Origin of the sequence: Bellilinea caldifistulae (assembly GCF_001306055.1) — a bacterium.
GTDB classification, from domain to species: domain Bacteria; phylum Chloroflexota; class Anaerolineae; order Anaerolineales; family Anaerolineaceae; genus Bellilinea; species Bellilinea caldifistulae.
The window spans coordinates 119,857-139,351 of the sequence record NZ_LGHJ01000010.1 but is presented as its reverse complement, the minus strand read 5'-3'; the positions used below and the strand labels follow the sequence as shown (position 1 = coordinate 139,351).

18 protein-coding genes and 2 tRNA genes are annotated in these 19,495 nt (G+C 53.1%); 13 read left to right on the top strand and 7 right to left on the bottom strand.

All coding sequences use genetic code 11. The annotated features are described in order from the left end of the window. Window positions 1–5: 5 nt before the first annotated feature. The 7 genes from rny to radC all read right to left on the bottom strand — a co-directional run bounded on the left by rny (window position 6) and on the right by radC (window position 7,679). The gene (rny, locus tag AC812_RS04330) at window positions 6–1,544 is read right to left on the bottom strand and encodes a ribonuclease Y (RefSeq protein WP_082148994.1); all 1,539 of its coding nucleotides are present in this window, start codon (window positions 1,542–1,544) and stop codon (window positions 6–8) included. Between the two features lie 22 nt (window positions 1,545–1,566). Further along, window positions 1,567–2,214 (bottom strand): regulatory protein RecX, encoded by a 648-nt coding sequence (locus AC812_RS04325; protein WP_061914762.1) that lies wholly within the window; start codon window positions 2,212–2,214, stop codon window positions 1,567–1,569. 559 nt (window positions 2,215–2,773) lie between these two features. Further along, window positions 2,774–3,457, bottom strand: coding sequence for a creatininase family protein (locus tag AC812_RS04320; RefSeq protein WP_061914758.1), 684 nt, complete (start codon window positions 3,455–3,457; stop codon window positions 2,774–2,776). Window positions 3,458–3,589: 132 nt separating this feature from the next. After that, a complete protein-coding gene (locus AC812_RS18095; RefSeq protein ID WP_082148993.1) occupies window positions 3,590–6,367 on the bottom strand; it encodes a leucine--tRNA ligase in 2,778 nt (925 codons plus the stop codon). A gap of 327 nt (window positions 6,368–6,694) precedes the next feature. Next, a tRNA-Ala gene (locus tag AC812_RS04305) sits at window positions 6,695–6,767 on the bottom strand. Window positions 6,768–6,828: 61 nt separating this feature from the next. Continuing rightward, window positions 6,829–6,901: transfer RNA gene (locus tag AC812_RS04300), tRNA-Ala, on the bottom strand. A 79-nt stretch (window positions 6,902–6,980) separates the two neighbouring features. Further along, window positions 6,981–7,679 (bottom strand): RadC family protein, encoded by a 699-nt coding sequence (radC, locus tag AC812_RS04295; protein WP_061914847.1) that lies wholly within the window; start codon window positions 7,677–7,679, stop codon window positions 6,981–6,983. Between the two features lie 163 nt (window positions 7,680–7,842). Between radC and AC812_RS04290 the strand changes: the two genes are divergently transcribed. From AC812_RS04290 to AC812_RS04230, 13 genes are all read left to right on the top strand, one after another. Continuing rightward, window positions 7,843–8,427, top strand: a complete 585-nt coding sequence (locus AC812_RS04290; RefSeq protein ID WP_061914755.1) for a zinc ribbon domain-containing protein — start codon at window positions 7,843–7,845, stop codon at window positions 8,425–8,427. Between the two features lie 70 nt (window positions 8,428–8,497). Then, a complete protein-coding gene (locus AC812_RS04285) occupies window positions 8,498–9,346 on the top strand; it encodes a PfkB family carbohydrate kinase (RefSeq protein ID WP_061914752.1) in 849 nt (282 codons plus the stop codon). Between the two features lie 9 nt (window positions 9,347–9,355). Then, window positions 9,356–10,159, top strand: a complete 804-nt coding sequence (locus AC812_RS04280) for a ParA family protein (RefSeq protein ID WP_061914750.1) — start codon at window positions 9,356–9,358, stop codon at window positions 10,157–10,159. Next, entirely contained in the window at window positions 10,156–11,010 is an 855-nt protein-coding gene (locus AC812_RS04275) for a ParB/RepB/Spo0J family partition protein (RefSeq protein WP_061914747.1), read from the top strand. Before AC812_RS04280 ends, AC812_RS04275 begins: the two co-directional genes overlap by 4 nt. Then, entirely contained in the window at window positions 11,007–12,596 is a 1,590-nt protein-coding gene (locus AC812_RS04270; protein WP_061914744.1) for an amidohydrolase, read from the top strand. The genes AC812_RS04275 and AC812_RS04270 overlap by 4 nt, the downstream gene beginning before the upstream one ends. 4 nt (window positions 12,597–12,600) lie before the next feature. Further along, a complete protein-coding gene (locus tag AC812_RS04265) occupies window positions 12,601–13,650 on the top strand; it encodes a sensor histidine kinase (protein WP_061914741.1) in 1,050 nt (349 codons plus the stop codon). A 5-nt stretch (window positions 13,651–13,655) separates the two neighbouring features. Beyond that, window positions 13,656–14,864 (top strand): GAF domain-containing sensor histidine kinase, encoded by a 1,209-nt coding sequence (locus AC812_RS04260; RefSeq protein WP_061914738.1) that lies wholly within the window; start codon window positions 13,656–13,658, stop codon window positions 14,862–14,864. Between the two features lie 49 nt (window positions 14,865–14,913). Continuing rightward, window positions 14,914–15,621, top strand: coding sequence for a response regulator transcription factor (locus AC812_RS04255; protein ID WP_061914737.1), 708 nt, complete (start codon window positions 14,914–14,916; stop codon window positions 15,619–15,621). Window positions 15,622–15,640: 19 nt separating this feature from the next. Beyond that, the gene (locus AC812_RS04250; protein ID WP_061914734.1) at window positions 15,641–15,946 is read left to right on the top strand and encodes a DUF6812 domain-containing protein; all 306 of its coding nucleotides are present in this window, start codon (window positions 15,641–15,643) and stop codon (window positions 15,944–15,946) included. Next, window positions 15,943–17,250, top strand: a complete 1,308-nt coding sequence (locus tag AC812_RS04245) for a TadA family conjugal transfer-associated ATPase (RefSeq protein ID WP_061914730.1) — start codon at window positions 15,943–15,945, stop codon at window positions 17,248–17,250. Before AC812_RS04250 ends, AC812_RS04245 begins: the two co-directional genes overlap by 4 nt. Window positions 17,251–17,317: 67 nt before the next feature. Then, window positions 17,318–17,998, top strand: coding sequence for a helix-turn-helix domain-containing protein (locus tag AC812_RS04240; protein ID WP_061914728.1), 681 nt, complete (start codon window positions 17,318–17,320; stop codon window positions 17,996–17,998). 23 nt (window positions 17,999–18,021) lie between these two features. Beyond that, window positions 18,022–18,564: a tetratricopeptide repeat protein gene (locus tag AC812_RS04235; protein WP_061914726.1), complete on the top strand. Its 543-nt coding sequence runs from the start codon at window positions 18,022–18,024 to the stop codon at window positions 18,562–18,564. Between the two features lie 23 nt (window positions 18,565–18,587). Continuing rightward, window positions 18,588–19,445 carry a GNAT family N-acetyltransferase gene (locus AC812_RS04230; RefSeq protein ID WP_061914724.1) on the top strand — a complete coding sequence of 286 codons (858 nt, stop codon included), beginning with the start codon at window positions 18,588–18,590 and terminating at the stop codon, window positions 19,443–19,445. The last annotated feature ends 50 nt before the right edge of the window (window positions 19,446–19,495 follow it).

Below are 19,495 nucleotides of genomic sequence, written 5' to 3'. Positions count from 1 at the left end.
CGGGTTTAGCGGGCGTAATCAACCGCCCGTGTTTCTCGGATAACCGTTACCTTGATTTGACCGGGATATTGCATGGTTTCTTCAATCTTTTTCGCAATATCCCTGGCCAGACGGGTTGCCGCCAGATCGTCAATGTCCTCCGGACGGACGATGATGCGAACTTCCCGTCCGGCCTGGATGGCATAACTCTGGCTGACGCCCTTGAAGGAATTGGCAATTTCTTCCAGAGCCCGCAGGCGTTTGATGTACTGTTCCAGGTCTTCGCGGCGAGCTCCCGGCCGAGCGCCGGAAATAGCATCGGCCGCCTCGACAATGATCGCCTCAACACTTTCCTGCTCAACTTCATGATGGTGAGAAGCAATGATGTTGACCACTTTTGCCGGCACGCCGTAGCGTTTGGCAAACTCCGCACCGATCATGGCATGAGTGCCGTCGGTATTGTGATCCATGGCTTTGCCCAAATCGTGCAGCAAACCACCCATCCGGCACATATCCACGTCCGCACCCAGTTCGGCTGCCAGCACAGCCGAAAGTTTGGCAACCTCAACCGCATGGGCCAGCTGATTCTGCCCATAAGAGGTGCGATATTTCAAACGGCCTAAGACTTTGATCACTTCGGGGTGCAGGCCGGTTACACCGGCATCATAGGCGGCTTGTTCGCCCGCTTCGATAATGCTCTTATCCACTTCCTTCTGCTCTTCCCCAAGTACTTTCTCGATGTGCGCCGGGTGGATGCGTCCATCCACAATCAACCGCTCCAGCGCCCGCCGGGCAACCTCCCGCCTGACCGGATCAAAACAGGAGATGGTGACCGCTTCGGGGGTATCGTCCACAATCACATCCACGCCGGCAGCCTGCTCGAATGCGCGGATATTACGTCCGTTCCGCCCGACGATGCGCCCTTTCATTTCCTCGTTCGGCAGGGAAATCACAGAAGTGGTGACACTTACGACATGATCGGAAGCCACCCGCTGGATGGACTCGGCGATCAACTCGCGTGCGCGCTTTTCGCCTTCTGCACGAGCTTCGGCTTCAATCTGACGGATGATCCGCGCCATATCTGCCCGGGCTTCTTTTTCAGCCTCTTGGAGCAACACCGCCCGGGCTTCTTCGACCGACATTTGCGCAATGCGCTGCAATTCCGCCATTTGTTGCTCGTACATTTTTTCAATCTCGTTCAGGCGCTTATCCACAGACGATTGACGCTTATTGACGGCCTGTTCACGCTGTTCCAACCGCTCAAACCGCTGATCGAGCTCCGCCCGTCGTTTTTGCAAACGGTCTTCTTCGCGGTTGATTTCCATGCGGCGGCGGTTGATTTCCGCCTCGGCTTCCTGCAAGGTTTTCAGGGCTCGATCTTTGGCTTCCAGCTCGATCTCGCGCGCTTTTTCGTTGGCTTGCAGGAGAACCGCATCTGCTTTGTTTTGCTGATCGTTTTTGAACTTTTCGGCAAAATAGCGGGTAAGAAAATATGCCACACCCGCTAAAATCACCACATCCACCAGCAAAATCAACATCAATGTTTCAAATCCAAATTGTCCCATGTTCCAATTCCTCTTTCCAGAGTCAGGTTTTCGGCTGCTCCATCTCTTGCTCAGAACAGATACGGCGCACAACCGGAGCAATCGTTCCGTAAGAAAAACCGCGGCGTGCCAAAAACGCCGTCAGCCGCTTGCGAAACACATCCGGCTGCAGACTGGTCAATCTTCGCGCATAACGAATGCCAGCCTCATACGCCAGTTCACTCTCTTCCGCTAAAGGATGGAGCGCCTCTTCAATATGATCTTCCGAAACTCCCTTCTGCCTCAGTTCAAAGCGCAGCAAACGGCGGCTGCGAGGTCGAAAGGTTGTGCGGTTTTCCGTCCACAATCGCGCAAACTCAGAGTCACCCAACCAGCGTTCTGCCCTTAACCGTTCAATGATTTCCTCGACCAGCAGCTGGTCAAATCCTTTTTCAAGCAGTTTACGGCGAACTTCGGCCTCAGAACGCGGACGAAAACTCAAGTAGTGGAGTGCTCGCTGGTAGGCGGCTTCACGGGTTTCTTCTTGTTGCAGAGAACAAATCTTCTCTTCACTTAATACCTGCCCGACCTGCAACCAGGCTGCCACAATTCGAGAAAGACCGAAAGCATATTCCCCGTCGAGATAAACATTGACTCGATTGGGATTACGCTTTTGTACCTTTAATGCCGTTACCTTACGCTCCGCGTTCAATCAAACACCAGCCTGCCCGGAGCAGCCTGAGAAGAACCAGTTTGTGCGGAGATTGAATGCAGATTTTACCGGGAGCGCCGATTAAGAAGCTCAATCAAAAATGTATTCGTCCCTGATGAGGCTTTGGCGAAACCTAAACCCAATAACTTTTGTGGAACTTTCACCCGATCAAGCCTCCGGTTTAATTGCACTGGTCAAGCGTCAACGCCCCGCTTTGAGCAGTTTCCGCCTTGAATTCAGAGCCGATTTCACTCTCCGGCTAATCTACGAATTCCTCATCTCTCCCCAATGGAGAGAGCAAATCCAAACACAAACCGTATCTCCCCGCCACTGCCATGTTTATCCATTGCTTCAATCATACCGGGCTGAGGGAGTTTCAAATTTCTTAACACATTATACATGATTTTTTAATATTGAAAACATTTTTGAGGTTACAAAATCCCCCAGTCCTGCGGTAAGTTGCTCTCAACCCTCGTCGAATGCCCTGCGCAACGACCCCCTAACAGGATTGAAGTTAACCATCCCATAAGTGAATCTGGGGTAAAGGGCAAACTTCTCCTCAATCAAATTGCAGGAGTAGAAGGATATCCGCGAGGGCTGCTTCGAACAATTCCTGCATGATTTCCGGCCGGGTGGAATAAGCCCCGCCAAAACTACCATCTCCATACAACCGGCGCATTTGTTCGGCGTTGGGCAAGCCCTGGTAAGCCGGCGGGACTTTGGAGCCTTGGGGGAGATCGGCCACCTGAACAAACGAAAAAGCCTCCAGCCAGTTGGCATGGGCCGGCTTCAATTCATGCTTTTCTGCCACAGCCTCAACACTGTGCGACTTCCACCAGGCGTACCACGCCACCCTTAATTCCGGCAGTTGATTGGCCAGTTCCACCAGCACATTACGCGCCCCATCGTTTCCGCCGTGCCCATTCAACACCAGCAGGCGGCGGAAGCCTTGCCTGTAAACCGACCTGACCATGTCCTCAACCACCTGAATTAGAGTACTGGAACGCAGACTGATCGTGCCGGGATAATCCAAAAAATAGGGCGAAACCCCGAAATTGAGAGGCGGCGCCACCAGCACCCCCGTTCTTTCGCTGGCAGCATCGGCCAGTGCCAGCGGGATACGCACATCTGTCAGCAGGCTGAGATAACCATGTTGTTCGCAGGCACCAAGAATCAGAATCAGGCGATCATCTTGCTGCAGGTAATTTTCTACATCCATCCAGTTCAAATCTTCCAGCCGCATATTACCTCCTTGAGCCGGCAATGACTCTCTGAGTATACTGTTTTTTTAACTAAATCGCATTAAACGCGGCAGCGAAGCCGGACGCCTCGCTGCCGCCAGATAAAAAGGCTTCTCCTCCTTCGGCCGATAAAATCAAATGACGATGTTGACCAGCCGGCCGCGAACATAAATGATCTGGCGTGGGCTACGCCCTTCCAGATGGCGTTGAACGCCCTCGGTGGCCAGTGCTTTGGCTTTGGCTTCTTCTTCGGAAATGTTCACCGGTACCTGAATCCGGTCACGCACTTTCCCATTTACCTGCACCACCAGCGTGATTTCCTCCTCGCGAGCCGCTTCTTCATCCACGACTGGCCAGGGTTGAGTATGAACCGAGTAGGGTTTTCCCAATTTCTCCCACAATTCCTCGCTGATGTGGGGAGCGACCGGCGCCAGCATCCGCAGGTAAATATCCACGGCTTCTTCCCATGCCGGCGTGCCAAACGCCCCGGCCTGCTTGGCTTTGCTCATTTCATTGAGCAGTTCCATCAATGCCGAGACAATGGTGTTGAATTCAAATTCGCGGAAATCACGCGTGACCGCCCGCAGAGTTTGATGCACCTTGCGGCGCAGGTTACGGATTACGCTTTCATCAACCGACCTGGAGGCAACCGGTTCCAGCACCACGGACCAGAGCCTTCGCAGCCAGCGGCTGGTGCCTTCAATTCCGCCGCTGCTCCACGGACCGCCTTGATCCCAGCGGGCAAAGAACATCAGGTAGGCGCGCACGGTATCAGCTCCGTATGCCGCCACCAGATTGTCCGGCGAAACCACATTTCCGCGGCTTTTTGACATCTTTTCGGAATCTTCGCCCAGCACCATCCCCTGATTACGCAACTGCAGCATGGGCTCATCGCCTTTGGTTATGCCCATATCACGGCAGGCTTTGTGGAAAAAGCGCGTATAAATCAGGTGCATGGTAGCATGTTCAATGCCGCCAGTGTAGGTATCCACCGGCATCCAGTAGTCGTACTCTTTGGGGTCAAACGGACCTTCGTGGTACCACGGGCTGAGATAACGCAGGTGGTACCACGAGGAACACATGAAAGTGTCCATGGTATCCGTTTCGCGTTCGGCTTCGCCGCCGCATTGCGGGCAGGTGGTTTTTCGCCAGCTTGGATGCAGTTTCAAAGGACTTTCACCGGTCGGTTTCCACTCCACATCTTCTGGCAGCAGCACCGGCAGTTGATCTTCCGGCACCGGCACAGTGCCGCAAGTCGGACAGTAGATGATGGGAATTGGCGCGCCCCAGTAACGCTGGCGGGAGATCAGCCAATCCCGCAGTCGGTAATTCACCGCATATTTTCCCTTGCCGGTTTGCTCCAGCCACCGGGTCACTTCCGCTTTGGCGCGCTCGCCGGGAGTGCCGCTGAACTCAGCCGAATTGATCATCATCCCGTATTCAGCATGGAACAGCACATCCCGGTAGAATTCAATATTCCACAGCATCTCCATCAAGGTACGCGCCGGGCGAACGGCCGGCTGCAATTCCTTGCAGCGCGCCAGTATGCGCGTCTCGGCCTCCGGCGATTCCCACTCCCACAGTCCATTTTCAAAGATGAACACCCAGCGCGAGCCGACAATTTCGTTCCAATAACCGCTGTTCAGATGTTCTTTGGCAATGTTCAGGTAGGACTCGATCTGCGCAGAGTTCAAGGTCACAAAGACCCCGCTCTCATTCTGCTCAAAGGCAATCCCCGCATGGCTCAGTGCCTCGGTAAATCCGGCCCTCATCGAACCAGCCGGCGCAAAAGATTTTGCCAGACCATCCGGCCGGGCAATCACTGGCAAAATGGGTAAACCGTATTTCAAAGCAAATGCAAAATCGCGTTCATCGTGCGCCGGAACGGCCATAATTGCCCCGGTACCGTAAGTCATCAACACATAATCGGCAATCCAGACCGGAATCCGCCGCCCATTGACCGGGTTGATGGCAAAGCCACCGGTGAATACACCGGTTTTCTCCTTATCGGCCGCCTCGCGTTGGATATCCGACTGACGCAAGGTTTGTTGAACATACGCCTCAACCGCAGCTCGCTGTTCATCCGAGGTCAGTTTTTCCACCAGGGGATGTTCCGGAGCCAGCACCATGAAGGTTGCTCCCCACAGCGTATCCGGCCGGGTTGTAAACACTTCCAGCAAGTCGCCATCCTGAGTGGTGAAGTAAACCGCTGCTCCCTCGGAGCGCCCAATCCAGTTAGTTTGCAGGGTGCGCACCCGCTCCGGCCAATCAATCCCATCGTAACGCAGCAATTCCTCGGCATATTCGGTGGTCTTGAAGAACCACTGTTCCAGATTTTTCTTGATAACCGGAGTGCCACAGCGTTCGCAGTGGCGGTCTTCTCCCCACACTTGCTCCCGCGCCAGGGTGGTGTTGCAGTGTGGACACCAATCCACCGGTGACATTTTTCGATAAGCCAGCCCGTGTTGATACAATTTCAAGAAGAACCACTGGGTCCAGCGGTAATACTCCGGGTCTGAACTGATCGCTTCACGCCGCCAGTCGAACATTGCCCCCATGCTCCGCAGTTGACGGCGCATGTTCTCAATATTGCGATACGTCCACACTTTGGGGTGAATGTTGCGCTGGATAGCCGCATTTTCAGCCGGCAACCCGAAAGCATCGAACCCGATTGGAAAGAGCACGTTATACCCCTGCATGCGCATAAAGCGCGCCCGCGCATCGGACGGGGTCATCGCGTACCAGTGACCGATGTGCAAATCGCCGGAAGGATAAGGAAGCATGGTCAGGGCGTAGTGTTTTGGTTTGGAAGGGTCAATATCGGAATGATACAGTCCATCCTGCTCCCAACGTTGCTGCCATTTACTTTCAATTTCTCCCGGATTGTACGCCGGTATCGGTGATGAGTTCATACCTCTCTCCTCTAAATGATTAAGCAAAAATCCCTTCATCCAAACAGGGACGAAGGGTTGCTCCGCGGTACCACCCTGATTGCCCGGAAAGAAAATTTCCCGGCCACTCAGAACGCGCTAACGGGCGAACCCGGCAACGACTACTCCAATTTCACCGTTGCGGCCTGCTCATATCGAGCCGACAGGCGAGTTCAGCCTCACGCGCTCCGCAGGCGCTTTGCCGGGCTCACACCTCTTTCTCCCGACTCGCTGGCGGATGACTTACTACTCCTGCCATGGCCTTTCAAAAAACGAGCCGTGCCCCATTGCAACAACTCGTTTCTTGAGTGGACCCAGGGGGATTCGAACCCCCGGCCTTCTCAATGCCATTGAGACGCGCTCCCAACTGCGCTATGGGCCCGTGAAAAAATGTTTTGGTTGTTAAGGAAAACCGACCTGTTTGCTTGGGGAACCCGCCCCAGTGGACCTGAGGGGATTCGAACCCCTGACCTCTTCAGTGCGATTGAAGCGCGCTCCCAACTGCGCTACAGGCCCCTTTTATCGAGGGTGTTCGAATTCTACCCGCAAGCCTTCAGTCTGTCAAGTTGGATTTTTGAAAACCTCTAGCCACACCTCACAGCCCGTCAAAACCCAGCCCCCGCTCTTTGAGGGATACAAATCGGCCTCTGCCAATCACCAGATGATCCAGAACCTGAATGTCCAGCAATCTTCCGGCCTGAACCACTGCCCGCGTCAAAGCAATGTCCTCCGGGCTGGGAGTTGGGTCTCCGCTGGGATGGTTATGCACAACCAGAATACTCGCCGCAGTACGAATGATCGCCGCACGAAATAACTCGGCTACCCGCACTGTGGAGGCATTCAAGGAACCCTGATACAGTTTTTCAATACTCATCACCCGATTGCGCGTATCGGTCAGAATAACCCATAAATTTTCCTGAACCAGTCCGGCCATTTCGTACATCACCAGATCCGCCGCATCCGCGGGAGAGTGAATGGCGCGACGATCATCTTCGCCATCATCATCCCGTAGCCTTTTTCCCAATTCAATCGCCGCTTTGATTTGAGCAGCTTTTGCCTCCCCCACCCCATGTTGAGCACACACCTCACTGAAGCTGGCACGGTGAAGCCCCCTCAACCCACCAAAGGTGTTCAAAAGGCGCTGCCCCAACTGAACCGCATTTTCCCCCGGAAGACCGGTGCGCAGCAGGATGGCCAGCAGTTCCGCCGTACTCAAGGCCTGAGCGCCAATCTCAGCCAGCCGTTCACGCGGCCGTTCACTGGCTTCCCAATCGGTAATCCGATAATAAACCATCTGCTCGCGGGTATTTTTACTGCGCTGGCCGGTCATCTTCCCTCCGCAAAATTTAATCCTGAGTTTTGCAAAATACTATAGCCGAGACGGAGAAATCCGGCAAGCCGAACCGCCGGGGATTAAACCGCTCCCGTGCTATAATTTTTTCATTGGAGTTCACCCTATGGATACTGCTACGCTTGGGAATCTTGCTCTTGTTGCCGCCGCATTTAGCGCTGCTTTTTTAGCCGCTCTCTGGCTCAGTCTGATTCTCTGGACTTACCGGGATATTCGCAGCCGCAGCCGTGACCCCCTCCTCCGTATTCTGGCATTGCTGGTAGTTGCGGCATTGTTCCTGCCCGGAATCCTCATTTATTTAATCCTGCGTCCTCCCCGCACCCTCGAAGAAGAGTATCAACGAACCCTGGAAGAGGAAGCCTTACTCCAAAATATTGAAGACACCCCTCTCTGCCCCGGTTGTACCCGCCGCATTCAGCCCGACTGGCAAATCTGCCCGAATTGCCACACCCGCCTGAAAAAAATCTGTCACCACTGCGGCAGACTCATGGAACTGCCATGGAATTTATGCCCCTATTGCGGCACACCTGCACCGGGGATGCGCCGCGAAGCAATCAGCATCGAGGATGCACTCCAAAATCTGCCTTTGGAAGAAGAGGAAAACCGCGCGGCGACACCCGCCCCTACAAGAAGCACCACCTTTCCAAATACTGTTCCGGAGGATGTGGATTTTCCTAAAGATAATGAATAATCCCGCTGGTGTATGGGGTTGATACCCCCGCTACGGAAATGTTTTATTGGGGTCAAGGTATAATTTGATTATGCAAATTTATCCACTGCAACCTGTTGATTATCTGGTAATCGGGCACGTTACCCGCGATTTGACCCCCGATGGCCCGCGTTTAGGTGGAACCGCCGCCTATTCCGGCCTGACCGCCCGTGCGTTGGGGTTAAGAGTAGGCGTTGTAACCGCTTGCGATCCCGATTTGCCCCTTTTTGAGCTCAACGATCTGGCACTGGCAATCCGTTACGGCGATACAACCACTACCTTTGAAAATATCCAAACCCCAGCCGGAAGAATTCAGCGTGTGTTTCACCCCGCCACCACCCTCGATTTGAGCATGGTGCCGGAGGTTTGGCGGAACACCCCCATCGTACATCTCGGACCGGTGCTGCAGGAAGTTGACCCCAAACTGGCACGAGCATTCCCCAATTCGTTTGTGGGGGTTACTCCCCAGGGATGGTTACGGGCAGCAACTCCCGACAACCGGGTTACATTCACCGAATGGCCAGAAGCCCGCTATGTTCTGGAAACCGCCAACGCGGCAGTTTTGAGCATCGAAGATGTGCAGAGCAGTGAAGACCTGATCGAAGAGATGGTTTCTTCCATCCGCGTCCTCGCCATAACCGAAGGAGCCAGCGGCGCCCGGATTTACTGGAACGGTGATGTGCGTTATTTTCGCGCTCCGATTACTGCAGAAATTGACCCAACCGGCGCCGGTGATATTTTTGCCGCAGCTTTCTTTGTCCGACTTTACCAAACCCGTGATCCATGGGAAGCCGCCCGCTTTGCCACTCAACTGGCTGCGGCTTCTGTAACTCGCTCCGGTCTGAAGTCAATTCCCACCCCGGAGGAAGTAAAACTTAATTCCGTTGAAATCCTACCCTGAGAAATGACAATGGCTAAGATTTATACTTTTGTCAATCAAAAAGGTGGTGTCGGCAAGACGACTTCGGCAATTTCGCTGGCAGCCTTTTTGGGTTATTTCGGACAGAAAGTTTTACTGATTGACCTTGATCCCCAGGCAAATGCCACGTCTTCCCTGGGAATTGACAAACGCAGCGTTCGCAACGGCACTTATGAAGTGCTGATGGGCAATCAGCCGATTGGGCCGCACATTCTGCACAATCCGCGTTTTCGGCTTTCCATCCTGCCATCTTCACCAGCTCTGGCTGGCGCAGAAGTGGAGCTGATTCAACTTCCGAACCGCGAACGCCGCCTCCTGGAAGTACTTACCCCCGCAATGGATCGTTATGACTATATTTTGATTGACTGCCCCCCCTCGCTGAGCCTGCTAACCATCAATGGGCTGATGGCTGCCCGCCAGGGAGTAATCATACCGGTTCAATGCGAATACCTCGCTCTGGAGGGCCTCGGACAATTAACCCAAACCATCCAGCGGGTGCAAACTTCGCTCTTCCCTGAATTGACCATTCGAGGGGTGATTCTGACCATGTATGATGGGCGCACGCGTCTGGCAATTGATGTGGTGAATGAGGTTCGTAAATATTTTCCGGATAAGGTCTTTCAAACGGTCATTCCACGCAGCATTCGGCTGGCTGAAGCCCCCTCCTACGGTTTACCCATTTCCATCTTCGCCCCTGACTCAACTGCCGCCCGTTCTTACGCCCAACTCACCCGTGAATTGTTAGCCGGTGATGGCGTGTTCATTCCAGAATTTGTCAAACAGGATCAGGTATGACGCGCAAAAGTGGTTTGGGAAAAGGTTTGGATGCGTTAATCCCCGGCAATCAGCCCCCTGCCGGTGAGGGAAATATCCAGCAAATTCCCATCGAGGCAATCAGCGCTAACCCATACCAACCCCGCCACGAAGTCGAAAACCAGCATCTCGAAGAACTGGCTGATTCCATCCGTCAGCACGGCATTTTACAGCCGCTCATCGTAACCCGCGATCCGTTCAGCGGCCAGTACTCCCTGATCGCCGGAGAACGCCGTCTGCGGGCCGCTCGCCTTGCAGGACTGGAAAGCGTTCCGGCAATTGTCCGGCTGGCCAGTGAACAGCAGCGACTGGAACTGGCGTTAATCGAGAACCTGCAACGCACGGATTTGGGGCCGCTGGAAACCGCACAGGCTTATCAGCGTCTGGCAGACGAGTTTGGGCTTTCTCACGAAGAGATTGCCGAGCGGGTTGGAAAAAGCCGGGTTGCGGTAACCAACACCCTGCGGCTGCTCAAACTGCCCGAATCGGTGCAAAAGGCGCTGGCCAACGGCTCGATCAGCGAAGGTCATGCACGAGCTCTTCTGCAATTACCCACCTCGCAGGCTCAAATTGCTGTCCTGCAAATGATCATCGAGCGCGGTTTGAGTGTTCGTCAAACGGAAGAACTGACTCGCAAATACGGCGGAGAAAGACCCACTCGACCTGCTCCAGCGGAAACCTTGCCCGAAATCCGCTCCCTGGAAGAGAAACTCCGCCAGCAGTTGGGAACACGAGTTACCCTGCAGCATGGTAAAAAGGGCGGGAAATTGATCATTCACTACTACTCCAACGAAGAACTGAATACACTCCTTGATCAACTGTTGAGGGATTGAAGTTGTATTTGCTGTATAACGCCACCTTCTACACCTTTCAACCGGGGCAGCCAACTGTTCAGGCACTGGCCATTGGCAACGGAAAGATTTTGGCAGCCGGCAGCGTGGAGGAAACCGAAGCCGCGTTACCGCTTCGTGCAAAGCGGTTCAATCTGAACGGCTTGACCGTCTTACCCGGTTTGACCGATTCCCACCTTCACCTTCAGCATTACGCCCTCGGATTGCAGTACGTGGATTGCGAAACCCCCACCCGCGCGGAGTGTTTGCAAAGGGTAACGCAGAAAGCCCGCAACACACCAGCCCATACCTGGATTCGTGGCCACGGGTGGAATCAAAACGTCTGGGAAGAAGGGTTTGGTAATGCCGTTTTACTGGATGAAGCCGCGCCGAACCACCCGGTTTACTTAACCGCCAAATCGCTTCACGCGGCCTGGGCAAACAGCCTTGCCCTGCAGGCTGCCGGTATTGACCAGAACACCCCTGATCCTCCCGATGGCCGCATCCAGCGGGATGAAAGCGGTAAACCAACCGGCATTCTTTTCGAGTCCGCCATGACGCTGGTTGAAAAAGTCATCCCGGAAGCCACCCTGCCGCAAGTCCGGCAGGCAATTGAAGCCGCTCAACCTCACCTTTGGAGCATGGGGTTGACCGGTGTCCATGATTTCGACCGCCGCCAGTGCTTCATGGCCTTGCAGGAGCTGGAGCAAGCCGGCCTACTGAAATTGAGAGTGGTCAAAAGCATTCCTCTGGAGAATCTCGAAGAAGCCGTCGAAATTGGTCTGCGCAGTGGCTTTGGTAGCCCATGGCTGCGGATTGGCCCGGTAAAATGTTTTGCGGATGGCGCACTTGGGCCGCAAACTGCCGCCATGTTACAGCCTTACGAGGGAAGTTCCACCGATACAGGTATACTTTTTCTGGATTCAGAAGAAATCCTCGAAATTGGTCAGCGCGCCTCCACCAGCGGGTTGAGCCTTGCCATTCACGCCATCGGCGATCACGCCAACCACGAAGTAATCAAAGCCTACGCGCAATTGCGCCAGTATGAGCATCAAGAAAACCGCCCTCATTTGCGTCACCGAATTGAACATGTGCAGGTGCTTCATCCCAATCATGTCTCCCTACTGGCACAACACGACATCATCGCTTCCATGCAACCCATCCATGCCACTTCTGACATGGACATTGCCGACCGGTATTGGGGTGAGCGCGCCCGCTTTGCCTACGCTTTCCAAACCCTTGCGGCTCTTGGCACCCGCCTGACCTTTGGATCGGATGCACCTGTGGAATCGCCCAATCCGTTTTGGGGTATCCACGCGGCAGTTACCCGACAACGACACTCCGGTTATCCATCGCCCGAAGGATGGTATCCGCAAGAACGCCTCTCCCTTCAGCAAGCATTGGAAGCCTACACGGTTAACCCTGCTTACACCGCCGGACGCGAAAACGAAGCCGGCAAACTGCAACCCGGATTCGATGCCGACTTGATCGTATTAGAAGAAGATCCCTTCCGCACTCCACCTCAACGTCTATATGAAATACGCCCCCTGAAAACCATGATTGCCGGAGAATGGGTTTGGGAAAGGTAATCCCATGAACCAGACCGCCCCCCCAAAAAAACCAGCCCTCACCCCCGAAATTTTAGTTCCCCGCCTGGGGGACTATCTGGTTGAGCGGGGTCTGATTTCTACCGAGCAGTTACAATCCGCTCTGCAGCAGCAAGCCGTCTTAAGAAAAACTCAAGAAGATGTGCCTCTGCTGGGAGAATTGCTGGTTGAAATGGGAATGATCACCCGTGCCGATTTGGAAACAGCCATAACCGAACATGTTTTGCAGTTACGGAATGCCCTTCAGGAAACCAATCGCCAGCTGGAACAACGTGTCCGGGAGCGAACCGCTGAATTGGAAAAGGCGCTGGAAAAACTGGCGGAACTTTCCCAGCTCAAAGCCAATTTTATTGCCAACATCTCCCATGAATTACGTACCCCCCTTACTCATGTACGCGGCTATCAGGATTTATTACTTTCAGGGGATTTGGGAGAATTAAACGCCGAACAGATCAATGCCCTGCGAACCATGCAACGCTCAACCGACCGACTGGAGAGGTTGATCGAGGACTTGATTCTGTTTGCGACTGCCGAACGAACTCAACTGCCCATCCAATGGCTACCGCTGGATTTACGCACGCTTTCCAGTGAGATCATCACTCAGATTCATGCCAAAGCCAGAGATCATCAGCATGAAGTCCAGTTGATCTCACCCGCCGAGGTGCCTGTCGTTTACGGCGACCAGGAGAAAATCGGCTGGGTGATTTACCAGTTGCTGGATAATGCCATCAAATTCACACCCCCGGGTGGAAAAATCACCGTTGAATTGATCCCGGATGACCTGCACGTCACCGTGCGAGTGAGCGATACCGGTATCGGTATTCCGCCAAATCGAATGGGCGAACTGTTCGAACCCTTTCATCAACTGGATAACAGCCCCACCCGAAAATACGGTGGTACCGGCCTTGGGCTTTCGCTGGCACAAAAAATCATCGAGGCTCACGACTCATCCATTCAAGTCCTTTCAGAATTAGGAAGAGGCAGCCGCTTTTCTTTCGCTCTCAAACGGAAACTGGCGCCTTTCAAGGAGGCTTAATTCGGATGAACCATAAAGAAAACCCCATGAAAGACCTCGATGCCAATATTTTCTACCAAATTGTGCAAACTTTTTGGGAGATGAAATCATGGCGGGAGTCCGCAAACCAGCTTGTCAAGATGATTCGCCCCTATTTCATTTTTGACAATCTGGTGGTTTATCTGCTGGATCCGATGAATCTCACCCTGGAGGCTGCCTTTGCCAAAGCCACCGGCAGAGGAAAATCCGCTGAAGCCGATGTTGCCTGGGGGGAAATCATCGCCGCCCGGGTGATCGAATCCCGCCAAATTGTGCTGCAAGAACCGGAAGAAGCCGACCCCCTCAATCGTTTGAAACAGCCCTACACACTGGCCCTGCCATTGGCTACTCCATCCCAGGTCTTCGGCGCTCTGGTGTTTATCCGGTTTGGCAGCCCACCTTATTCGGCGGAGCAAATCAAATTTGCCCATATGATTGCTCGCCTGCTCTCGCGCCAGATTCAATATGAATACCTGAAACGCGATCACGACCATCTGGAATTTCAATACCGCGTATTTCAAGTTCAAGAAGATTTTATCTCCACCGTCTCACATGAATTACGCACACCGCTGGGATTCATCAAGGGATACACCACTACCCTGCTTCGTACCGATGCTAACTGGGATGAAAAAACTCAGCGGGAGTTTTTATCCATTATTGACAACGAAACCGACCGACTGCAGGATCTGATTGCCAACCTTCTCGATTCGGCAAAATTGCAGGCCGGTCAAATTGTGATGAACTTTCAACAGGTGCGCCTCGAATCGCTGGTCAACGACCTGTTAACCCGCCTTGCCTTGCATCATCCCGGACTGGTCATTCATACTGATATTGAACAACCACTCAAACCGATCCAGGCCGATCCCCGTCGTCTGGTTCAGGTGTTTGAAAATCTGCTCACCAATGCTGAAAAATACGCACCCGCTTCACCGGTCTACATTACAATCCGATCCATAAAGAACGGTGTGAAAGTAGATATCCGGGACGAAGGCCCGGGCATTCCCGAAAAGTATCAGGAACGAATTTTCGACCGCTTTTTCCGAGTTCCCGATCAGCAAACCAATGTACACGGCTCCGGACTGGGTCTTTTCATTTGCCGTCAAATCATTCAGGCTCACCATGGCGAAATCACGCTGACATCCAAAGTTGGGGAAGGCACTACCTTCCACATTATCTTACCCGAAACCATAGAATGAAAATCCCACCTGTTTATGGCAGGCGGAAGTGACCGAAGGAGGATAAAAAATGGGCACCCGAATTTTGGTGGTTGATGATGAACAACTGTACCGGCATCTGCTGCGGGTCAACCTCGAAACCGAGGGGTACGAAGTTATTGCAGCACGAGATGGCGAGGAAGCCATTGAGCTGGTGACCTCCCGTCAGCCCGACCTGATTATTCTGGATGTGGCAATGCCGCGCCTGGATGGATTCAGCACTTGTGAACGCATCCGCCAGTTTTCGGACGTGCCTATAATTATGTTGACCGCTCGGGGAGAAGAACAGGATCGGGTTAAAGGTTTGAACGTCGGCGCGGATGATTATGTTACCAAACCATTCTCGGCTACCGAACTGGTTGCGCGGGTGCGGGCTGTGCTCCGCCGGGCAAAAACCCCCCAACACGGCATTCAAAATCGCTACTTCACCCACAAAAATCTGCGCATTGATTTTGCCCGGGCTGAAGTCTGGAAAGATGACCGCCAGATTTATCTCTCGGCTACGGAATACCGCCTGTTGATACAATTTGCCCAGCATGCCGGGCGCATCCTGACCGCCGAAGAGCTGCTCACCGCTGTGTGGGGCGAATCCTACCGTGAGGATAAGGAAATTTTATGGGTCAGCATTGCCCGCTTGCGCCAGAAACTGGAAGATGACCCTCACAACCCTCAACACATTGTCACCCGTTCCGGTTTGGGGTACTTAATGCCGGCACCCGACCAGGCAACCCATTCCTGAAAGAAAGGCCAAAGTCATTATGTTCGCCAACTTTGAAGAAAAAGGAAAGATTTTTACGCAGGTTGTCACCAAAGAACCGGTTGATGTCGTCATCCAGACTCCTACCAGTTGCATTTACGGACGCGTTCATGTCCGCCCTGAGGACCGCCTGAAGGACGAATTGGACCGCACCACCGCATTTTTGGCGGTTACACAGGCAAAAATTTTCGATCGTGAGGGGAAAAACCTCATATACGAATGTGCTTTTGTGGCGGTCAATGTCGCCAACATCGAATGGGTGCTGCCCCAAAGCGAATTGAAACAAAATCAGGCAGGTGAGCAATGAACCCGGCCATTCCCTCCCAACACGCTGCTGAAATTGCCAAATTAAAAAACCACCTGATCACCTTAATTTCGCGGGAACTGGAAAACAATCCTCGTCTGACCGAAGACCGCCGCAAGGTGGTCTCTCAACTGCTCACTCAGGCCTATAACGGTCTGAAAATCAGTCTGCCGACCACCCTGCGCGATCAACTCTTCCGCGAAATCATGGATGAACTGCTCGGGTTCGGCATCCTTCAACCGCTTTTGGATGACCCGGAAATCAGCGAGGTGATGGTCAACGGCGCAAAAAAGGTCTACATCGAGAAAAAAGGCAAAATCCTCAAAACCAACATTGCTTTTGAAGACGATGCCGCCGTCATGCGCATCATCGAGAAAATCATCTTGCCTTTGGGGCGGCGGATTGATCCGGACAGCCCCACGGTGGATGCCCGCTTGCCGGACGGCTCACGGGTCAATGCCGTCATTCCGCCGGTTGCCATTGACGGCCCGACCATTACCATTCGCAAGTTTCAAAAGGAGAAACTCTCCATTGAAGAATTGATCCGCTTTGGCTCCCTCACGCCAACCATGGCAGAATTTATCCGCGCCTGCGTGATGGCACGCCTGAACATAATCATTTCCGGTGGCACCGGCTCCGGCAAAACCACCTTATTGAATGTCCTTTCCGGTTTCATTCCCGAAGAAGAGCGGATTGTGACCATCGAAGACGCCGCCGAATTGAAACTTCAACAGGAGCATGTCGTCCGGCTGGAAACCAAGCCGCCGAATAGTGAGGGCAAAGGCGTGGTCACCATTCGCGATTTGGTACGCAATGCGCTTCGGATGCGCCCCGACCGAATCATTGTCGGTGAGGTGCGCGGCGGAGAAGCACTGGATATGCTGCAAGCCATGAACACCGGCCACGACGGCTCTCTGACCACGTTGCACGCCAATTCGCCGCGGGATGCCATTTCACGCCTTGAAACGATGTGCCTGATGGCAGGCATGGATTTGCCGGTACGTGTCATCCGCGAACAAATTGCCTCAGCCATTGATATGATCATCCAGCAAACACGCCTCAAAGATGGTACGCGAAAAGTAACCTCAATCACCGAAATCGCCGGCATGGAAGGTGAAACCGTAGTGATGACCGACATCTTCAAATTCCAGCAAACCGGTATCGCTCCTGATGGTAAAGTGATCGGCGAACTCAAACCAACCGGTATTCGCCCGCTCTTTATGCCGCGCCTGGAAGCGGCCGGATTTAAACTGGGGCCGGAAGTGTTCGGAGCCGATTTGAGCAGTATGCTGGGACGCCGAAGGTAAAAAATTTTTTCGGGCAATGCTATAATGAGGTGAACGATTCGTTCATCCCGTTTCGGTGAGGTGTTTCATGAAAACCATCCAGCAGGCAACCCAACTGAGAACCCGAAAACTGGGTTTATTGATTTACGACGCCAGGATTTCCCGCAATCGCAGTGTCGAACAATGCGCCAGAGTGATGGGAATATCTCCTGAACAATACGAACAGGTTGAAGCCGGGTTGCTTGCCCCTTCCCTTCCTCAATTGGAGGCCTTTGCCTACTACCTCGATATTCCCCTGGAGCATTTTTGGAGCGCCCAATCCCTGCTTGGGCAAGGCATGCAAGAGCCATTTGAACAAGCCCCGGCGTACGTTTCTTTGCGTCACAAAATCATTGGCGCTCGCTTGCGCATGGCACGCCAGACTCTAAATCTTACCTTGCAGCAGATGGAGGAAAAGACCGCTTTACCCAAAGAACGGATCGAAGCCTATGAATTGGGAGAAAAATCCATTCCCCTGCCCGAATTGGAAATCCTCACCGACCACCTCCAAATTCGCATGGAAGAATTGTTTGACCAGCGTGGGCCGATTGGGCAGTGGCGGAGGGAAAGACTCGCCATGCAGCGCTTCATGGAATTGCCAGAAGACGTCCGCGAATTCATCTGCAAACCGGTGAACCTGCCCTACCTGAAACTGGCCATGCGCCTGAGTGAACTTTCTGTGGAAAAATTGCGAGCAGTTGCCGAAGGATTGCTGGAAATCACCTATTAGAAGTTAGGCACGAGGGGAAAATCATGTCCGAGGTTGACGTTCAGAACATCACTCAAAAAGCATGGGAGTCCTATCAGAACGAGGATTACGAAACGGCTGCGATTGCCTTTTCTGCAGCAGTGGAAGCCCTGACGGACGAAAGCCAGATCCTTCAACAGGCGGAAATGAAGAACAACCTCTCCGTAGCCTTACTCAAAGCCGGAAAACCACAGCAAGCCTATCAGGCAGCCCTTGGTACCGATCAAATTTTCGCAAAAGCCGGGGATCTCAAACGGCAGGCAATGGCTCTCGCCAATCTGGCCAGCGCATTGGAAGATCTGAAACGGTTGGATGAAGCCCTGGAATTATTCACCCAATCGGCGGCGCTGTTCAAGCAAATTCAAGAAAAAGAGATGCGCGCCTACGTCTTGCAGCGCATTTCAGCCATTCAATTACGCCAAGGGAAACGCATTGAATCGCTCGTCAGCATGGATGCTGCCCTGGAACAAAAGACGAAATTATCTTTCAAAGACCGCTTATTGCGGAATTTGATGGGTATCATCCGCCGCTTAAGCGGAGTGGAATAGTCATTGCCTTTTGACGAATTTTTATGTCCGAGCACTTTCAAATCCGCCGCGCCACACCACAGGATCGTCTACAACTTTCGGCTGAACTCAATTACGCCAATCATGTCTTTTACCATCTGGACTGGTCGTCACCATTAGACTGGCTCGACAAACAACCCTTTTGGGTGGCAGAGGATAAAGAGGGTATTCGCGCAGCGCTTGCCCTGATTGAAGACCCTCCCGGAATTGCATGGCTGCGGATTTACGCCTGCCGGCGGGGAATTTCGCCAGATGAACACTGGAAAACCCTCTTTACTAAAAGTTTAGGAGATTTTGCTCCCGATTCCCTTCCAACCATTGCCGCCTTGGGATTGAAAGAATGGCTGATACCGCTTTTGAAAGATGGCGGATTTCACTACCATCAAGCCATTATAACCCTCTACCGGGAGCTGGAAGGGGACGACAAGGACTTAACCATTCCCCCGTTTGTATTTATCCGCCCGATGGAGGAAGATGACCTGCCACAGGTTGCCACCATTGACCAGCAAGCCTTTGAACCGATTTGGCAAAACTCGCTCTCTCAGATTGAGATTTCCTTTCAACGCGCCCGGTATGCCACCGTTGCCGAAATGGACGAAAAAATCGTCGGTTTTCAAATCAGCACCTCGAACCTTTTTTCCATCCATCTGGCAAGGCTGGCAGTCCATCCCTCTTTTATGCGCCGGAATATTGGTTATGCACTGGTAGCCGATTTAATCCAGCGCTGCAAACGCGATCAATGTTGGGAATTATCCGTCAACACCCAGGATGATAATCACGCCTCTTTATCCCTTTACCAGAAAATCGGCTTTCAACGGAGTGGACAAAGCTTTTCTGTTTGGGTGTATCAACCGGCTGTATAACAACTGGACAAATAAAACCATTTATGGCAAAATTTGTTCAACATTAAACA

Bases quoted from the DNA above. Each gene is read 5' to 3' on its own strand.
- rny (WP_082148994.1), bottom strand. From the start codon at position 1,544: ATGGGACAATTTGGATTTGAAACATTGATGTTGATTTTGCTGGTGGAT.
- AC812_RS04320 (WP_061914758.1), bottom strand. From the start codon at position 3,457: ATGCGGCTGGAAGATTTGAACTGGATGGATGTAGAAAATTACCTGCAG.
- AC812_RS18095 (WP_082148993.1), bottom strand. From the start codon at position 6,367: ATGAACTCATCACCGATACCGGCGTACAATCCGGGAGAAATTGAAAGT.
- radC (WP_061914847.1), bottom strand. From the start codon at position 7,679: ATGGTTTATTATCGGATTACCGATTGGGAAGCCAGTGAACGGCCGCGT.
- AC812_RS04290 (WP_061914755.1), top strand. From the start codon at position 7,843: ATGGATACTGCTACGCTTGGGAATCTTGCTCTTGTTGCCGCCGCATTT.
- AC812_RS04285 (WP_061914752.1), top strand. From the start codon at position 8,498: ATGCAAATTTATCCACTGCAACCTGTTGATTATCTGGTAATCGGGCAC.
- AC812_RS04280 (WP_061914750.1), top strand. From the start codon at position 9,356: ATGGCTAAGATTTATACTTTTGTCAATCAAAAAGGTGGTGTCGGCAAG.
- AC812_RS04275 (WP_061914747.1), top strand. From the start codon at position 10,156: ATGACGCGCAAAAGTGGTTTGGGAAAAGGTTTGGATGCGTTAATCCCC.
- AC812_RS04265 (WP_061914741.1), top strand. From the start codon at position 12,601: ATGAACCAGACCGCCCCCCCAAAAAAACCAGCCCTCACCCCCGAAATT.
- AC812_RS04260 (WP_061914738.1), top strand. From the start codon at position 13,656: ATGAACCATAAAGAAAACCCCATGAAAGACCTCGATGCCAATATTTTC.
- AC812_RS04255 (WP_061914737.1), top strand. From the start codon at position 14,914: ATGGGCACCCGAATTTTGGTGGTTGATGATGAACAACTGTACCGGCAT.
- AC812_RS04250 (WP_061914734.1), top strand. From the start codon at position 15,641: ATGTTCGCCAACTTTGAAGAAAAAGGAAAGATTTTTACGCAGGTTGTC.
- AC812_RS04245 (WP_061914730.1), top strand. From the start codon at position 15,943: ATGAACCCGGCCATTCCCTCCCAACACGCTGCTGAAATTGCCAAATTA.
- AC812_RS04240 (WP_061914728.1), top strand. From the start codon at position 17,318: ATGAAAACCATCCAGCAGGCAACCCAACTGAGAACCCGAAAACTGGGT.
- AC812_RS04235 (WP_061914726.1), top strand. From the start codon at position 18,022: ATGTCCGAGGTTGACGTTCAGAACATCACTCAAAAAGCATGGGAGTCC.
- AC812_RS04230 (WP_061914724.1), top strand. From the start codon at position 18,588: ATGTCCGAGCACTTTCAAATCCGCCGCGCCACACCACAGGATCGTCTA.